The 16,039-nt window shown below is 40.5% G+C and carries 10 protein-coding genes and 2 tRNA genes; 5 read left to right on the forward strand and 7 right to left on the reverse strand.

Annotated elements, in window-relative coordinates:
• Nucleotides 1–17 precede the first annotated feature (17 nt).
• The 4 genes from yfaE to ubiG all read right to left on the reverse strand — a co-directional run bounded on the left by yfaE (nt 18) and on the right by ubiG (nt 4,780).
• Nucleotides 18–281, reverse strand: coding sequence for a class I ribonucleotide reductase maintenance protein YfaE (gene yfaE / locus PROVALCAL_RS15695; RefSeq protein ID WP_036961183.1), 264 nt, complete (start codon nt 279–281; stop codon nt 18–20).
• Nucleotides 282–283: 2 nt separating this feature from the next.
• A complete protein-coding gene (gene nrdB, locus PROVALCAL_RS15700) occupies nt 284–1,420 on the reverse strand; it encodes a class Ia ribonucleoside-diphosphate reductase subunit beta (protein WP_006661379.1) in 1,137 nt (378 codons plus the stop codon).
• Nucleotides 1,421–1,431: 11 nt separating this feature from the next.
• Nucleotides 1,432–3,723 (reverse strand): class 1a ribonucleoside-diphosphate reductase subunit alpha, encoded by a 2,292-nt coding sequence (gene nrdA / locus PROVALCAL_RS15705; RefSeq protein ID WP_006660310.1) that lies wholly within the window; start codon nt 3,721–3,723, stop codon nt 1,432–1,434.
• 334 nt (nt 3,724–4,057) lie between these two features.
• Nucleotides 4,058–4,780, reverse strand: a complete 723-nt coding sequence (gene ubiG / locus PROVALCAL_RS15710) for a bifunctional 2-polyprenyl-6-hydroxyphenol methylase/3-demethylubiquinol 3-O-methyltransferase UbiG (RefSeq protein ID WP_006660311.1) — start codon at nt 4,778–4,780, stop codon at nt 4,058–4,060.
• Nucleotides 4,781–5,109: 329 nt separating this feature from the next.
• Between ubiG and gyrA the strand changes: the two genes are divergently transcribed.
• Together gyrA and rcsC are read left to right on the forward strand one after the other, a co-directional pair.
• Nucleotides 5,110–7,713 (forward strand): DNA topoisomerase (ATP-hydrolyzing) subunit A, encoded by a 2,604-nt coding sequence (gyrA, locus tag PROVALCAL_RS15715; RefSeq protein ID WP_006660312.1) that lies wholly within the window; start codon nt 5,110–5,112, stop codon nt 7,711–7,713.
• 147 nt (nt 7,714–7,860) lie between these two features.
• Nucleotides 7,861–10,716: a two-component system sensor histidine kinase RcsC gene (gene rcsC, locus PROVALCAL_RS15720; RefSeq protein WP_071586600.1), complete on the forward strand. Its 2,856-nt coding sequence runs from the start codon at nt 7,861–7,863 to the stop codon at nt 10,714–10,716.
• A gap of 54 nt (nt 10,717–10,770) precedes the next feature.
• Here the strand turns inward: rcsC and rcsB are convergent, their stop codons facing one another.
• A complete protein-coding gene (gene rcsB, locus PROVALCAL_RS15725; RefSeq protein ID WP_006660314.1) occupies nt 10,771–11,421 on the reverse strand; it encodes a response regulator transcription factor RcsB in 651 nt (216 codons plus the stop codon).
• Nucleotide 11,422: 1 nt separating this feature from the next.
• A complete protein-coding gene (rcsD, locus tag PROVALCAL_RS15730; RefSeq protein ID WP_006660315.1) occupies nt 11,423–14,116 on the reverse strand; it encodes a phosphotransferase RcsD in 2,694 nt (897 codons plus the stop codon).
• A gap of 215 nt (nt 14,117–14,331) precedes the next feature.
• Between rcsD and PROVALCAL_RS15735 the strand changes: the two genes are divergently transcribed.
• From PROVALCAL_RS15735 to PROVALCAL_RS15745, 3 genes are all read left to right on the forward strand, one after another.
• A tRNA-Ser gene (locus PROVALCAL_RS15735) sits at nt 14,332–14,419 on the forward strand.
• A 5-nt stretch (nt 14,420–14,424) separates the two neighbouring features.
• A tRNA-Thr gene (locus tag PROVALCAL_RS15740) sits at nt 14,425–14,500 on the forward strand.
• Nucleotides 14,501–14,669: 169 nt separating this feature from the next.
• Complete coding sequence (locus tag PROVALCAL_RS15745) at nt 14,670–15,839, forward strand: tyrosine-type recombinase/integrase (RefSeq protein WP_006660316.1); 1,170 nt, start codon at nt 14,670–14,672, stop codon at nt 15,837–15,839.
• Here the strand turns inward: PROVALCAL_RS15745 and PROVALCAL_RS15750 are convergent.
• Nucleotides 15,836–16,033 (reverse strand): helix-turn-helix transcriptional regulator, encoded by a 198-nt coding sequence (locus tag PROVALCAL_RS15750; protein WP_006660317.1) that lies wholly within the window; start codon nt 16,031–16,033, stop codon nt 15,836–15,838. The two genes, PROVALCAL_RS15745 and PROVALCAL_RS15750, sit on opposite strands and share 4 nt — an antisense overlap.
• Nucleotides 16,034–16,039 lie beyond the last annotated feature (6 nt).

Below are 16,039 nucleotides of genomic sequence, written 5' to 3' on the forward strand. Positions count from 1 at the left end.
CAGTATTACTAGCGCCGCTACTCGATTTCAATATCGGAAAGTGGGTGACAACAGCAAGGTAGAATTTCACCTTCTTGAATAAACGCAATGGGTTTACGTTTATAGCCGACTTTACCTTTGAGTAATGTTACGCGACACGAGCCACAATATCCTTCTCGACATTGGTATTCAACGGGGACTCGGCTGTCTTCAAGTGCTTCCAATAAACTTGAGTGAACATCGGTATGGTAGGGAACTTGCACACCCTGCGTAAGACGCAGGGTGATTTTATGACTTGCCATAATTACAGTTCGAAATCACTCAAATCATCGGTATTAACTTCAGCGTCAATCTGACCGACTAAATAAGAGCTGACTTCGACTTCTTGTGGTGCCACTTGAACGTTGTCAGACACTAACCATGCGTTGATCCACGGAATCGGATTGGAGCGCGCTTCAAATGGTAATTTCAGACCTACTGCTTGCATACGAATGTTGGTGATATATTCCACATATTGGCACAGAATATCTTTGTTCAGACCAATCATAGAGCCTTCGCTGAATAAATATTCAGCCCACTCTTTTTCTTGTTCTGCGGCATCTACAAACAGTCGATAACATTCCTCTTCACACTCAGCAGCAATCTCGGCCATTTCAGGATCATCTTGTCCTGAACGTAGCAGGTTTAGCATATGCTGAGTACCCGTTAAGTGCAGAGCTTCATCGCGAGCAATCAGTTTGATGATTTTCGCGTTACCTTCCATGAGTTCACGTTCTGCAAAAGCGAAAGAGCACGCAAAGCTGACGTAGAAGCGGATAGCTTCGAGAGCGTTTACGCTCATTAAGCATAAATACAGCTGTTTCTTGAGTGCACGCAGTGAAACAGTGATTTCCTTACCTTCAAAGGTATGCGTTCCTTCACCAAACATATGGTAATAGTTGGTCATCTCGATAAGCGTATCGTAATACGCAGAGATATCACGGGCACGTTTGAGGATCTCTTCGTTTTCAACGATATCGTCGAAGATGATCGCTGGGTCATTCACGATATTACGGATAATATGCGTGTATGAACGTGAGTGGATAGTTTCTGAGAATGACCAAGTCTCAACCCAAGTTTCTAACTCTGGGATTGAAATCAGTGGCAAAAATGCCACGTTAGGGCTGCGACCCTGAATAGAGTCAAGCAGCGTTTGGTATTTCAGGTTACTGATAAAAATGTGTTTCTCATGATCAGGCAGCGCGTTGTAGTCAATACGGTCGCGAGCCACGTCAACTTCTTCTGGACGCCAGAAAAATGAGAGTTGCTTTTCAATCAGTTTCTCAAAGATAGGGTATTTTTGCTGATCAAATCGAGCAACGTTTACAGGCTGACCGAAAAACATCGGTTCCAGCAACTGGTTATTCTTTTTCTGAGAAAAAATCGTGTATGAATGTGACATAACCATCCCTATTAAATTTTACAAGCCCCGCCTTCACAATCAGAATCTGCGCTTTCTACAACTTCTTCCAGATCCCCCTGAACATCTTCAGCACCATCGCGGGTGTTGTGATAGTAAAGTGTTTTCACACCAAACTTATAGGCTAACAATAAATCTTTTAACAGCTGATTCATTGGTACTTTGCCATTTGGGAAGCGGGTTGGGTCATAGTTTGTATTGGAAGAAATCGACTGGTCGATAAACTTCTGCATGATCCCAACTAGCTGCAAATAGCCGCTATTAGAAGGCATTTGCCATAATAGCTCGTAAGCACCTTTTAGGTTTTCATAATCTGGCACCACTTGGCGCAGGATACCGTCTTTTGATGCTTTAATACTGATATAACCGCGTGGTGGTTCGATACCATTGGTCGCGTTCGAAATCTGAGACGAGGTCTCTGATGGCATTAATGCTGACAACGTCGAGTTGCGCAGACCATACTGTTTGATCTCTGCACGTAGTGCTTCCCAGTCATAATGCAGTGGTTCGTTGGTTAACTTGTCGAGTTCACGTTTGTAAGTGTCGATAGGTAACACGCCTTGTGCATAAGTGGTTTCATTGAACCATGGGCAAGCGCCTTGCTCTTTAGCCAATTCATTCGACGCTTTCAGCAAGTAATATTGAATCGCTTCGAATGTTTTGTGAGTGAGGTTATTGGCACTTCCGTCAGAGTAGCGCACTCCGTGTTTCGCTAAGTAGTAAGCGTAGTTAATCACACCAATACCCAGAGTACGGCGCCCCATTGAGCCTTTTTTCGCGGCTGGGATTGGGTAATCTTGGTAGTCTAACAGTGCATCTAACGCACGAACGGCTAAGATTGCTAATTCTTCTAATTCATCAAGGCTTTCAATCGCACCTAAGTTAAAGGCAGACAACGTACACAGTGCGATTTCACCATTCTCGTCATTGACGTTATTTAATGGTTTTGTTGGCAGCGCAATTTCCAGACACAGGTTGGATTGACGGACAGGAGCAATCTGTGGGTCAAATGGGCTGTGGGTATTGCAGTGGTCAACGTTTTGAATATAGATACGACCTGTTGACGCACGTTCTTGCATCATTAATGAGAACAACTCAACCGCTTTCACGCTGGATTTGCGGATTGTCTCATCTTGTTCATATTGCACATATAAACGTTCAAATTCGTCTTGATCTGCGAAGAATGCGTCATACAAGCCTGGGACATCAGAAGGGCTAAACAAAGTGATGTTTTGGTTCTTGATCAGGCGTTCATACATTAACTTGTTGAGCTGAACACCGTAGTCCATATGGCGAACACGGTTACCTTCAACACCACGGTTGTTTTTCAGAACTAGTAAGCTTTCCACCTCTAAGTGCCAAATTGGGTAGAATAGAGTTGCTGCACCCCCACGTACGCCACCTTGAGAACAAGATTTTACGGCAGTTTGGAAGTGTTTATAGAATGGAATACAACCCGTATGGAAAGCTTCACCACCACGGATTGGGCTACCCAGTGCACGAATGCGACCTGCGTTGATACCGATACCCGCACGCTGAGACACATATTTTACGATAGCACTTGAGGTTGCATTGATAGAATCAAGGCTGTCACCACACTCAATCAGGACACAAGAACTGAACTGACGTGTTGGCGTACGTACCCCCGCCATAATTGGCGTAGGTAAAGAAATTTTGAATGTTGATACCGCGTCATAGAAGCGGCGGATGTAATCTAAACGGGTTGCTTGTGGGTAATGAGAAAACAAGCATGCAGCAACCAGAATATATAAAAACTGGGCGCTTTCGTAGATTTCACCGGTGACACGGTTTTGAACTAAATATTTCCCTTCTAGCTGTTTAACCGCTGCGTAGGAGAAATTCATATCACGCCAATGGTCAATAAAACCATCCATTTGCTCGAAATCTGCTTCGGTGTAGTCTTCCAGCAAATGCTTATCATATTTACCCATTTCAACCAGATGTTTTACGTGGGCATATAATTTTGGTGGCTCAAACTGGCCGTAGGCTTTTTTGCGCAGGTTAAAAATCGCTAAACGCGCAGCAAGGTATTGGTAATCTGGTGTTTCACCGGTGATTAAGTCAGCAGCGGCTTTAATCATCGTTTCGTGAATATCAGAAGTTCTGATCCCATCATAAAACTGAATCTGAGAACGTAACTCCACCTGTGAAACTGATACGTTACTAAGACCTTCCGCTGCCCATGTAATAACTTTATGGATTTTGTCTAGGTCAATGCGTTCTTTATGTCCATCACGTTTTGTGACTAACAGACTCTGGTTCATGAGCAAGTACACCTTGGTTGGGTTACAAATAGAGGGTCCCAAACGTAAAAAAGCTCATGATGGATGATCATGAGACTTGTATATTAAATTTGTGAGTACCACTATATGTAGTAGTTTGTTAAGAATCTAATAACAAGATAATGTTAATGTGTGATTTTATCAAGTGTACAAATCTGATAGTTTTTGTGGATAACAACTGGATAAGAAAAATTGATCATGTCGGTAAGCTGCATGAGAAGTGGAGTTGCTAAAAATTGACTTACCGACATTAACCTAAAAATTATTTTGTAAAGTTGAGACCGTTTGCTGTTTTCTTAAACGTACCGCTTGCTATTTATTCGCTGACCGTGTGAAGCATATAATTCACATCAACGTTAGGTCCTAACCAAAATTTATCGGTGATTGGATTATAATGTAATCCCATCATATGTTGTTCTTTTAACTGCGTTTTATCGACCCAACTGATTAATTCAGATGGACGGATAAATTTATTGACATCGTGGGTGCCTTTCGGAACCATTTTCATCACATATTCTGCTGCCACGACAGCCATTAACCATGCTTTTCTATTACGGTTAATGGTGGAGAATATGACATGCCCACCCGGTTTGACTAACTTCGCACAGGCACGAACGACAGATTCAGGGTCAGGAACGTGCTCAAGCATTTCCATACAGGTGACAATATCGTAGCTCTGTGGATGTTTATCAGCGTGTTGTTCCACTGTTTCTTGAACATATTCGACAGGGATCCCTGATTCCAGAGAATGTAGCCGAGCGACCATTAAAGGGTCTGCGCCCATGTCTAACCCCGTGACATCTGCACCTTCACGCGCCATGCTTTCAGATAAAATTCCACCACCACAGCCCACATCGAGAATTTTTTTACCAAAAATACCGTCTACGCGTTGCATGATATAACCCAAACGGAGAGGGTTAATTCGGTGCAGTGGGGCAAATTCGCCTTCAAGATCCCACCAACGCGACGCTATCGATTCAAACTTTTCAATTTCGTGTTTATCGACATTTAAATACGTTTGGTCTTGGGTATCATTCATCTGAGGAACTCCTATATCTATTTCTATCCGCGCATTACTTATTTTTACCTATTGAACTATATTTAATTTGCAAAATGCAGATATAGGCTTAAATCAGTAATGGGACGATAGCCGCCCGTGAGTTGATTTATTGGGATTATGGACCAAATATGAAAATCCTTGAGAGACTATTGCTTGAAATTCTACAAGATTCGGACACATAAGCTCATTTTTCCGCTATTATACATAGCTTGAAAGACAAATACTCACTTCTCTTATCTCTTAATTAAATAAGGGAGTTGTGGTATAGTTTACTCTTTGAATCTGAAGTTATGAGGGACAGTGGTTCCATGAGCGAGATTGCCAGAGAAATCACCCCAGTCAATATCGAAGAAGAACTGAAAAGTTCCTATTTGGATTATGCAATGTCCGTTATCGTCGGTCGTGCACTTCCAGATGTTCGAGATGGGCTGAAGCCAGTACATCGCCGAGTCTTATTTGCGATGAATGTACTGGGAAATGATTGGAATAAACCCTATAAAAAGTCTGCCCGTATCGTCGGGGACGTCATCGGTAAATACCATCCACATGGGGATAGCGCCGTTTATGAGACAATCGTCCGTCTCGCGCAGCCTTTTTCTATGCGTTACATGCTGGTAGATGGTCAGGGGAACTTTGGTTCAGTTGACGGAGACTCCGCCGCTGCAATGCGTTATACGGAAATCCGTATGGCAAAAATTGCCCATGAAATGCTGGCTGATTTAGAAAAAGAAACCGTAGACTTTGTTCCTAACTATGATGGTACAGAGCAAATCCCTGAAGTGATGCCAACCAAAATACCTAACCTATTGGTGAATGGTTCTTCCGGTATTGCTGTCGGGATGGCAACCAATATTCCTCCTCACAACTTAGGGGAAGTGATTAACGGTTGCTTAGCTTATATAGAAGATGAAGATATTAGCATTGAAGGCCTGATGGAGCACATTCCGGGACCTGATTTCCCGACAGCTGCAATTATCAACGGTCGTCGTGGTATCATCGATGCATATCGTACAGGTCGCGGTAAGGTGTACATTCGTGCACGTGCCGAGGTCGAAGTTGATGAGAAAAATGGTCGCGAAACCATTATTGTCAACGAAATTCCATATCAAGTGAACAAAGCGCGCTTGATTGAAAAGATTGCAGAATTAGTCAAAGAAAAACGTGTTGAAGGCATCAGTGCACTACGTGACGAGTCCGATAAAGACGGTATGCGTATTGTCATTGAAGTGAAACGCGATGCAGTGGGTGAAGTGGTTCTTAATAACCTGTATTCCCTAACTCAACTGCAAGTTTCTTTCGGTATCAACATGGTGGCACTGCATCAGGGTCAACCAAAAATCTTGAACCTGAAAGATATTATTGCCGCGTTTGTTCGCCATCGTCGTGAAGTTGTTACACGTCGTACTATTTTCGAACTGCGTAAAGCCCGTGACCGTGCGCACATCCTTGAAGCGTTGGCGGTGGCACTGGCGAATATCGACCCAATTATCGAATTGATCCGTAAAGCACCAACACCAGCAGAAGCAAAAGCTGGGCTGATTGCCCGTTCTTGGGCTCTGGGTAATGTTGCTGCAATGCTGGAACGTGCGGGTGATGATGCTGCGCGTCCTGAGTGGTTAGAGCCACAATATGGTGTTCATGAAGGTCAATATTTCCTGACTGAACAGCAAGCACAAGCGATTTTGGATCTGCGTTTACAGAAATTAACTGGTCTTGAGCATGAAAAACTGCTGGAAGAGTACCGCGAACTTCTGAAACAAATCGAAGAGTTACTGTTTATTCTGCGTAGCCCAGAGCGTTTGATGGAAGTCATTCGTGAAGAGTTAGAAGCAATTCGTGATGCTTATAATGACCCGCGTCGTACTGAGATCACAGAAAATACCGCAGATATCAATATTGAAGATTTGATCAACCAAGAAGATGTGGTTGTGACGTTATCTCACCAAGGTTATGTGAAGTATCAGCCATTGTCTGACTACGAAGCACAGCGTCGTGGCGGTAAAGGTAAGTCCGCAGCACGTATTAAAGAAGAAGACTTTATTGAGCGTCTGCTGGTTGCCAATACCCACGATACTATCTTGTGTTTCTCAAGTCGTGGTCGCTTATATTGGATGAAAGTGTATCAATTGCCTGAAGCTAGCCGTGGTGCTCGTGGACGCCCAATTGTTAACTTACTACCATTGGAACAAGATGAGCGCATTACGGCTATATTGCCTGTGCGTGAGTACGAAGAAGGCTATTATGTCTTTATGGCTACCGCGAGCGGTACTGTGAAGAAAACGCCTCTGCAAGATTTCAGTCGTCCAAGAAGCGCGGGTATTATCGCGGTAAACTTGAATGAAGGCGATGAACTCATTGGTGTTGATTTAACCAATGGCAGTAACGAAGTCATGCTGTTCTCTGCGCAAGGTAAAGTCGTTCGTTTCGCAGAGGATGCGGTTCGTGCGATGGGACGTACAGCGACAGGTGTTCGCGGTATTAAATTAATGGACAACGACAAAGTTGTTTCTTTAATTATCCCACGTGGTGAAGGGCATATTCTGACGGTCACTGAAAATGGTTTCGGTAAGCGTACAGAAGAGGCTGAATACCCAACGAAATCTCGTGCAACTCAAGGGGTTATCTCCATTAAAGTGAGCGAGCGTAATGGTCATGTGGTGGGAGCAATCCAAGTGGAAGACACAGACCAAATCATGATGATTACGGATGCAGGTACTTTGGTTCGTACTCGTGTTTCCGAAGTGAGTGTGGTAGGGCGTAATACCCAAGGTGTTACTCTGATCCGAACTGCTGAAGATGAAAAAGTGGTTGGTTTGCAACGTGTTGCTGAAACTGAAGACGATGAAAATACCGATGAAGATGGTATTGATGTTGACGGTGATGTTGATACCAGCGTAGACACTGAAGAGTAAGTATAAAACACAAATTAAACGGGCGGATTATCCGCCCGTTTTTATATGTTTACACTGGCAATATGCATGGAAGTTATTGGTTGTCGCTTTTCATTGAGTTAATCGAGTATACTCAGGGTTAGTGATAATGTACTTGTAGGTAACGGATTGAGATATTTACCCTCGTTTAAGACATCCCTCAGATTATCTAGAGATCTTTTTCGTGTCCTAGGCATTATGCTATGGGGAATGGGGCTTTTCATCACGCTATTTTTCCTCTATACGCAATTCAATGAGCATAAATCGGACCTACGCCAACAATTCCATTCCGGTTATGAAAATCTGCAAGTTTACATTCAACAGTCCAATGCTACGTTGCGTCTAATTCACTCGATGACGAGGCAACAGAAACTTAAAGACCAAGAATATCAACAAAAAATGGGTATTCAACAGGAAGAAATTACGCTACCGACATCTGCCTCATATGCTTTATATCCCTTGAGCCCAACAGCCGACTGTGAAGTCTTTAAGCAAAGAACGAGAAACTATCTTTCTGCCTTTGAACAACTCAATATGTTTTGGAAAGACAGTATTGCGATCCCTCAAGGGGTAAATCACGTATTTGTCTTTGGTACAGGTAGTTATTGCATGATGGATTACTCTATTCGTGCTGCGGTTTCTGATATCGACGTGTTAAAGAAAGTCGTTTATGACAACACGCGTCTCTACAAGCAATTAAAGCAGCAGGGTCAAGAGCGAAATTTATATACCATCACTCACAATTCTCAGCCATCAAATGGTCAACTTTATTTGATGATCCCTATTTATGAGAAAGGCATAATTGTTGGATTTATTGGTATAGAGCGTACTATTAATTTAAACCAATTCAATTTGCGTAATAATGCAGCGGTTGAAATCACGTTAATTAACAACTTAAATCAACCAGTCCTTTATACCTCGTCAGATGTGAACATTAAAAACTCACCCTTACTGACGTCAGGGGAAATAAACTACTTTGGTTTTAACTCTGATTACACAAAACTTTTTTTCAAGAAATGTTTAGCACCTTCACAGCTTACTGTTATTTATTCTATTTCAACGTCGTATTTAATCGATAATCTTAAAACTTCAATCATTTATGCACTGTTGATCAATATTTTATCAGGTGCGTTGATTTTCTTTTTAATTTGGTTATTAGAACGGCGTATGTTAGAGCCAGCGGCAAATACGGCGATTCGCTTGGAGGAGCATGAGCAATTTAACCACAAAATTGTGGCATCAGCACCTGTTGGGATCATTATCTTAAGACTAAGTGATGGTGGAAATATTCTGAGTAATGAGCTTGCTCATAACTATTTTCGTTTGCTCAATGATGATGATAAGCAGCGCATTTTGACAATTATTCGCCAGAAATCCAGCAACTACATTGATGTTGTGGCGACGAATGGTACCCATTTACAGATTAGTTTCGTGAATTCACGTTATCAAAATGAAGATGTAGCGATTTGTGTACTGATTGATATCAGCATCCGCGTTCAGATGGAGAAATCATTACAGGACGTCGCGGATGCTGCAGAACAAGCGAACCAAGCCAAATCCATGTTCTTGGCGACCGTTAGCCATGAATTAAGAACTCCGCTGTATGGAATCATCGGTAATATTGAGTTGCTACAACGCTATGAATTATCGGATAAAGCGGTTCGATTAGTCTCGACAATGGATAACTCTTCGTCGCTACTGCTGCAAATCATTAGTGATATTTTAGATTTTTCCAAAATTGAATCTAAACAACTGAAAATAGAAAATAAATTATTCAATTGTCGTAACGTGTTTGCTTATGTACTTGCTAACTATGTGCCGTTGGCAACGAAAAAACAAGTCTCACTCTATTCGTATATTGAGCCTAATATTCCTGATTTAATGCTCAGCGATCCGGTACGTTTACAACAAGTTATCTCTAATATTGTGAATAACAGTATTAAATTCACCGATTCTGGGTTTGTCATGCTGCATGTGTGGAAAGATGAAAACTACCTAAAAATAGAGGTCAAAGATTCAGGAATAGGTATGACACCGGCGGTGGTGATGCAACTCTTTGACCCATTCTTCCAAGTTTACGATCAAAATAATGGGCATAAAGGGACAGGACTTGGATTAGCTATTTGCGAAAAACTCATTAACTTAATGGATGGTGATATTGCCGTGGATTCTCAAGCGGGATTAGGAAGTCGATTTACGATCCGTATTCCACTTTATGGTCAGCAATATATTGAGTCCAATATCCCTGAATATCGCAAAAGTTATCGTATTGCTGTGACCGGATTGAATTCATTTTTGCTTGATTTCATCACAAGGTTGCTGGAACACCATGATTTTAATGTGGTAAAGGCGAGTGAGAATGAAACGTATGATTTGATGATTACGGATAATTCAGAATACCTTGTCGCACAGGGTAAAAATCTACTTCGACTCAGTAGTTTATATTCAGGTGAGTTATTTGAAACGCAATCTAACGAATGGCTGTATAACACTTATCAGCTCGATAAGTTGCCGATGCTGATTGATAAATTTATCGTTAAATTGACTCAAGAGACAAAAGAAAGCTTAGAAAATAATGAGCTTGAAGGGGCGGATGCAGATCTGAATGAATTTAAAGTCTTAATTGTTGATGACCATCCGATTAACCGTATGCTCCTGACAGAACAATTAGCAAGCATAGGATTCATGACAAGCACGGCTGTAGATGGATTAGATGCACTAAAACACCTTGAACATTGTCATGCCGATATTGTGCTTTCAGACGTGAATATGCCAAATATGGATGGCTATCAATTAGCGAGAGCATTACGTGAACAAGGCTTTAGACAGCCAATTGTGGCATTAACTGCCAATGCGATGGCAGAAGAGAAACAGCGCTGTCTGGATGCTGGCATGAATGATTGCTTATCGAAGCCAACGTCTATCAGCATATTGCGTGAATCGTTGGTAAAATACGTGAAGCCGAGCGAATCAATAACACATTGAATAGAAAAAATAAAAGCCCTATAACGGGCTTTTATTTTGGTGTCAGAATAAGGATTATTCTGTCGGGGTATTATCAATACTGACTGATGAAAGATAGTTCAGTAAGGCAATATCATTTTCAACACCCAGTTTTAACATTGCTGATTTTTTCTGGCTACTGATGGTTTTGATGCTGCGATTCAGTTTTTTAGCAATCTCAGTGACTAAGAAGCCTTCAGCAAATAAGCGAAGAACTTCACTTTCTTTTGGTGATAAACGTTTGTCACCATAGCCACTGGCATTAACTTTCTCAAGCAATTTACTGACGCTTTCAGGGGTGAATTTTTTCCCTTTTTGTAAAGCGGCGAGTGCTTTTGGTAAGTCTGCTGGTGCGCCTTGTTTTAGCACGATACCTTCAATATCAAGCTCAAGAATAGCACTTAAGATCGCAGGATTATTGTTCATGGTTAGGACAATAATCGATAAATCAGGGTAGTGACGTTTAATGTATTTGATTAACGTAATACCATCACCGTATTTATCGCCAGGCATAGACAAATCAGTAACCAGAACGTCTGCATTAAGGCGTGCTAAGTTATTAATTAAAGAAGTAGAATCTTCAAATTCACCGACGATGTTTACCCATTCAATCTGTTCAAGAGACTTTCTTATACCGAAAAGAACAATAGGATGATCATCGGCAACAATGACATTTAGGTTATTCATATTATTGGTTACCTTCTGGCATTAGTCTTTTCACTGAGACATCCAGTTCTCTAATGCAATTTTTTATTTCAAATCCGTTTTCATCTGCTATGAAATGCTCCAAATCTTCACAAAGTTTATGAAGATAATGGAATTCAAGCATAGCAAAAACTCCTTTTAAACGATGTGCAGTGTCTTTTAATTCGGCTAAATTCGCAACACTTTCACTATTATACAGTTTATTAATATCTATCGGTACTGTTGAGATAAACAAATCTTTATAATCGCTATTTGCCAGAATTAAATGATACTCAGAAAGAATGTTATCGGTAGATTCATTTGATTTTTGACTATTTTCGCGGAGATTTTGCGATGAGTGTTGGCTTGATTCGTTATTATCTTCTACATTATCGGCTTGTTCTATCAATAATGAGATAGCATCAATAAGTTCATCTGCAAAATTGTAGTTAACTTCAATGTAATTTGACTTAATACAATTTAGTGAAGATATATTACCGTTAATTTTAATAATATTACTAAATGGAACATCATCATTGTCAGCGATCAAAAGATCCCAATGGTTATGCGGTGAACTTTCATCTATATCAAGAAATTCAGCACCATAATGGGATAAAGTTTGTTTAACAATTCGACGAGCATCAATATTCTGAATATTTAAACGAATAAAAACATCCTCAAGCAATGCAGGGTATTCATGCTGCTGAATGAGTGCCGGAAGCCGGATTTGATAGTGGCAACCAATAGCGTCACTAGATTTAATCGTAAATGAGCCTTTCATTTTATTAGTCAATAACTTGCAGAGATAAAATGTCATGCCAGAACGCTTAAATTTATTTGAATCTTGAGTTTTTCCCATAAATGGGTTTTGTAAGTTACTTAATTCAATATTCGTTAATCCAATTCCTGTATCTTTTATATCAATGGATATTTCATTTTTGTCTTCAATGTAGTCAATAGAAATGATAATTTTACCAAAGGCTGTAGTTTCTATTGAATATTCCCAAATTAATTGGAATAAAGTCTGGAAATAAGCAGGGTTATTTTCGATTAATGAATCAGGATTGATATTATTATAGAAATAAAATGAGAGTCCTTTGCAATTTAAATGAGATAAATTGTATTTAAGGAATTGGCTAATTACTTGACTAATTGCAAATTTTTCTGTCTTAAAATCAATTTGTTGAGTTTCTAATTGGCTAATTAACGCAATATTTTTAAACCAATTATTGATATAAAATAGGTGATTCTGGATTTCAGTGAGTAATGGGCTATTACGCTCATTGAGCGTCATCGCCAATTGGCTAAACTCAGCGTTTACTTTATCAATAGCGGGCAGAATTTCTTGGCAAATATTTTTGAAGACCACTTTTCTAAGCTGAATATTTCGCTGGTATTCGCGAGTAGCCATTTCTTGACGTTTTTGGGTAAGAACTTCTTTATCTTTATCAATGATGATAAACAAGACCGTATTTTCTTTAATTTGACTATTTACCAAAATGATTTCATAGACATTATTCTCGATGGAGACCTGAATGACATCATTATGATCGGTTGCCATCTCTTTGATATGAATAAGATCCATCGATGGCAATAACTGGTTAGAAATGCTGTTACTCAATAGTTTTTTATTACTATTGAAATCGAAGACTAGGATGCCATAAGCGATGTGATTGAGAATGTCATTATTCAGTGCATCCTTGAATTGGAGCTCATCAAGCATGGATGCATTGGGTGAAATAATCCGTTTGCGAATAAACATGGTGGTGAGCAACGCCAGAATACTGACTGCAAACATGCAGGTGATTAGCCAAAAGTTGTAACTGATCACGCCGAAAATAATACTTTTTAATGAGAGGTTATAGTTAATCTGATAACTTGTGCCCTCGATAGGTTGCGATAGCATGAGGTTAGTCCCCGTCAACTCACTGCCAGACTGACTCATATCTTGATTGTTTGATCTTTGTGAAATGGAAATATCATCTCCCTTCAAGGTAAATGGAAGAATTGAATTAATGGAGATATCAAAAGAGATGACGCTGCTTAGACGACCAGGGGAGTTAAAAACTAAGCGGTAAGTATAGAAGTAGACATTATCTTGTGCATTTTTCTGCATATTGGAGAGCACTTCTCGGCGATCCAATAAGGTCGACTGGGCTATCATATCAGAACGCTTATCCTCTGCGGTCAGCGTCAAATAGCTTTCTTTATAGCGTAGCTCAGGCTTTAAGATGGAATGGGTAGTCACCAGTATTAAAGTATTATCTTGACCGTTCAGATAGTACATAGAGTTAAATTCATTTCGTGCACCCCACACGATCTCCATGTAATTGGCTAATTTAGTTGCCAACACTTTACTACTGGGTTTGTTGAGACCAAAGACAACGGAATCAATTGTTTGATTGGCGCTACTTAACCAATAAACATCATGGCGCATTTCGGTGACTGAAATATCGCTCATCGAATCTGGCGTGGCTTTATCATTGGCTAGCTTATAAATATGAGTAGCTTGATAGCGATAATCTTCAATTTGGTAAGCAAGTCGATTGGCAAGGGTATTTATCGCAGTTTGATGGGCTAGCATCCAAGCGTGGTAATAATTATAGAGAGACAGCGAAAGCATTGTGACGAGTAGCACAATAAAGGCAATAAAAATGCGAGAAAGAATATTCGGTTTTAATAATGATTGTTTGTACATACAGTCCCACGCTGCCACACTGGCAAATTAGATTAATCAGATTAAAAATCATACGCCTAGACTCATTGTAGACACCGATTTTGCACAGATATTAGCATTTTTTGAGGGGAATAGAGAACAATTGAGTGAAGATTAGTCAAACGAACAAAAAAATGCAATTATTTTACTATCAGGGGTAGACAAGCCCTCGGGATTCCTCCATAATCGCGCCCCATGGAGAGATGGCCGAGCGGTCGAAGGCAGCGGTCTTGAAAACCGCCGATGGGTAACCATCCTAGAGTTCGAATCTCTATCTCTCCGCCAAATTAGCCGGCTTAGCTCAGTTGGTAGAGCAACTGACTTGTAATCAGTAGGTCACCAGTTCGACTCCGGTAGCCGGCACCAAATAAGAACCCGTTATTTTCCATAGAAATATGAAAGATAACGGGTTTTTTCTTATTTTAATCAAATTTAACTGTGTTTTTATCCAGTTAATTCCGGTCCGATCCGTTGCAATCCTCCGCATAAATGGGTACAAAGATGGGTATCTGAGTTAGGAAACTGGGTACCTATTATGAAATTATCCGCACGCCAAGTAGAAACTGCGAAACCTGAGATAAAAGATTATAAGCTTTCTGATGGTGCAGGGCTTTTTTTACTAGTTCGAACCAATGGCGCAAAATATTGGCGTTACCGCTATCAATTTGCTGGCAGGGAGAAAATGTATGCGATTGGTGTATACCCTGAAATTACTTTAGCAGAAGCAAGACAAAAACGTGACGAAGCAAGACGTAAAGTCTTAGACGGTGTTGATCCCGTTAAGGCTCGGCAAGTTAAAGCTGTTTCTGATGTAGAGAATACATTTCGAAAGTTATCGATTGAATGGCATGAATTTAAAAAATCACGTTGGTCAGCAGGGTATGCATCCGATATTCTCGAAGCATTTAAAATGGATATTTATCCGGTTATCGGTGATTTGCCTGTTGATAGCATTGAACCTATCTATGCATTAAAAGCGTTATCCGCTATAGAGCAACGTGGCGCCACTGAAAAAGCAAGCAAAGTTAGGCGTTGGACAAGTGAAGTATTTAAGTATGCAATTGCAACGGGTAGAGCGAAGTATAACCCAGTCGCCGAATTGAAAAGCGCAATGAAAGGGCATGTATCTACTCGTTTTCCTTTTCTGACAGCTAATGAGCTACCTGATTTTTTATCGGCAGTATCTGATTATAGTGGCGACCCAACTACGGTACTCGCAACCCGAATATTAATGCTTACTGGGCTAAGAACGGCAGAGCTAAGATTTGGCGAATGGACGGAAATAGATTTTGATGCCCGGCTATGGGCAATTCCTAGAGATAAAATGAAGAAAAGGAAAGATCACCTTGTTCCTCTGTCTGACCAAGTAATTGTTTTATTGAAAGAGTTAAGTCGATTATCCGGTCGCTTTAAATATATGTTTCCTAATCGTTCAGATCCTATGAAGGTGATGAGCGAAAACACAATTAATGCGATGATAAAAAGGATAGGTTGGGAAGGTCGAATTGTTGGGCATGGTTTTCGCCATACAATGAGCACCATTCTAAACGACCAAGGGTTTCCCGCTGATTGGATAGAATTACAATTAGCTCACGTTGACAAGAATGTTATTCGAGGAACATATAACCATGCCCAATATTTAGAAGGGCGGAGAGAAATGCTGCAGTGGTATGCAGATTATATTGATAAGCTTTGTTTAATTTAAGATGCAGTTCGTTGTTGTTTCCATTCATTAATTTCCCTTCGTAACCAGCGTGCTGCACGCACACCGATTTTATGTTGCGAGGGGAATTCTTTCCGTTTGATCATTTCGTAAATAGTCGATTTTTTTAGAGTCACTAATTTTTCGACTTCTTTCATTGTGAGTAAATCGTCGTCACGTTCTTTAGTTTCAATCATGTTAGT

This window comes from Providencia alcalifaciens DSM 30120, from assembly GCF_000173415.1.
GTDB classification, from domain to species: domain Bacteria; phylum Pseudomonadota; class Gammaproteobacteria; order Enterobacterales; family Enterobacteriaceae; genus Providencia; species Providencia alcalifaciens.

Coding starts and splice junctions, on each gene's coding strand:
- ubiG (WP_006660311.1), bottom strand. CDS start 4,780: ATGAATGATACCCAAGACCAAACGTATTTAAATGTCGATAAACACGAA.
- rcsB (WP_006660314.1), bottom strand. CDS start 11,421: ATGAATAACCTAAATGTCATTGTTGCCGATGATCATCCTATTGTTCTT.
- nrdB (WP_006661379.1), bottom strand. CDS start 1,420: ATGTCACATTCATACACGATTTTTTCTCAGAAAAAGAATAACCAGTTG.
- gyrA (WP_006660312.1), top strand. CDS start 5,110: ATGAGCGAGATTGCCAGAGAAATCACCCCAGTCAATATCGAAGAAGAA.
- PROVALCAL_RS15745 (WP_006660316.1), top strand. CDS start 14,670: ATGAAATTATCCGCACGCCAAGTAGAAACTGCGAAACCTGAGATAAAA.
- rcsD (WP_006660315.1), bottom strand. CDS start 14,116: ATGTACAAACAATCATTATTAAAACCGAATATTCTTTCTCGCATTTTT.
- nrdA (WP_006660310.1), bottom strand. CDS start 3,723: ATGAACCAGAGTCTGTTAGTCACAAAACGTGATGGACATAAAGAACGC.
- PROVALCAL_RS15750 (WP_006660317.1), bottom strand. CDS start 16,033: ATGATTGAAACTAAAGAACGTGACGACGATTTACTCACAATGAAAGAA.
- yfaE (WP_036961183.1), bottom strand. CDS start 281: ATGGCAAGTCATAAAATCACCCTGCGTCTTACGCAGGGTGTGCAAGTT.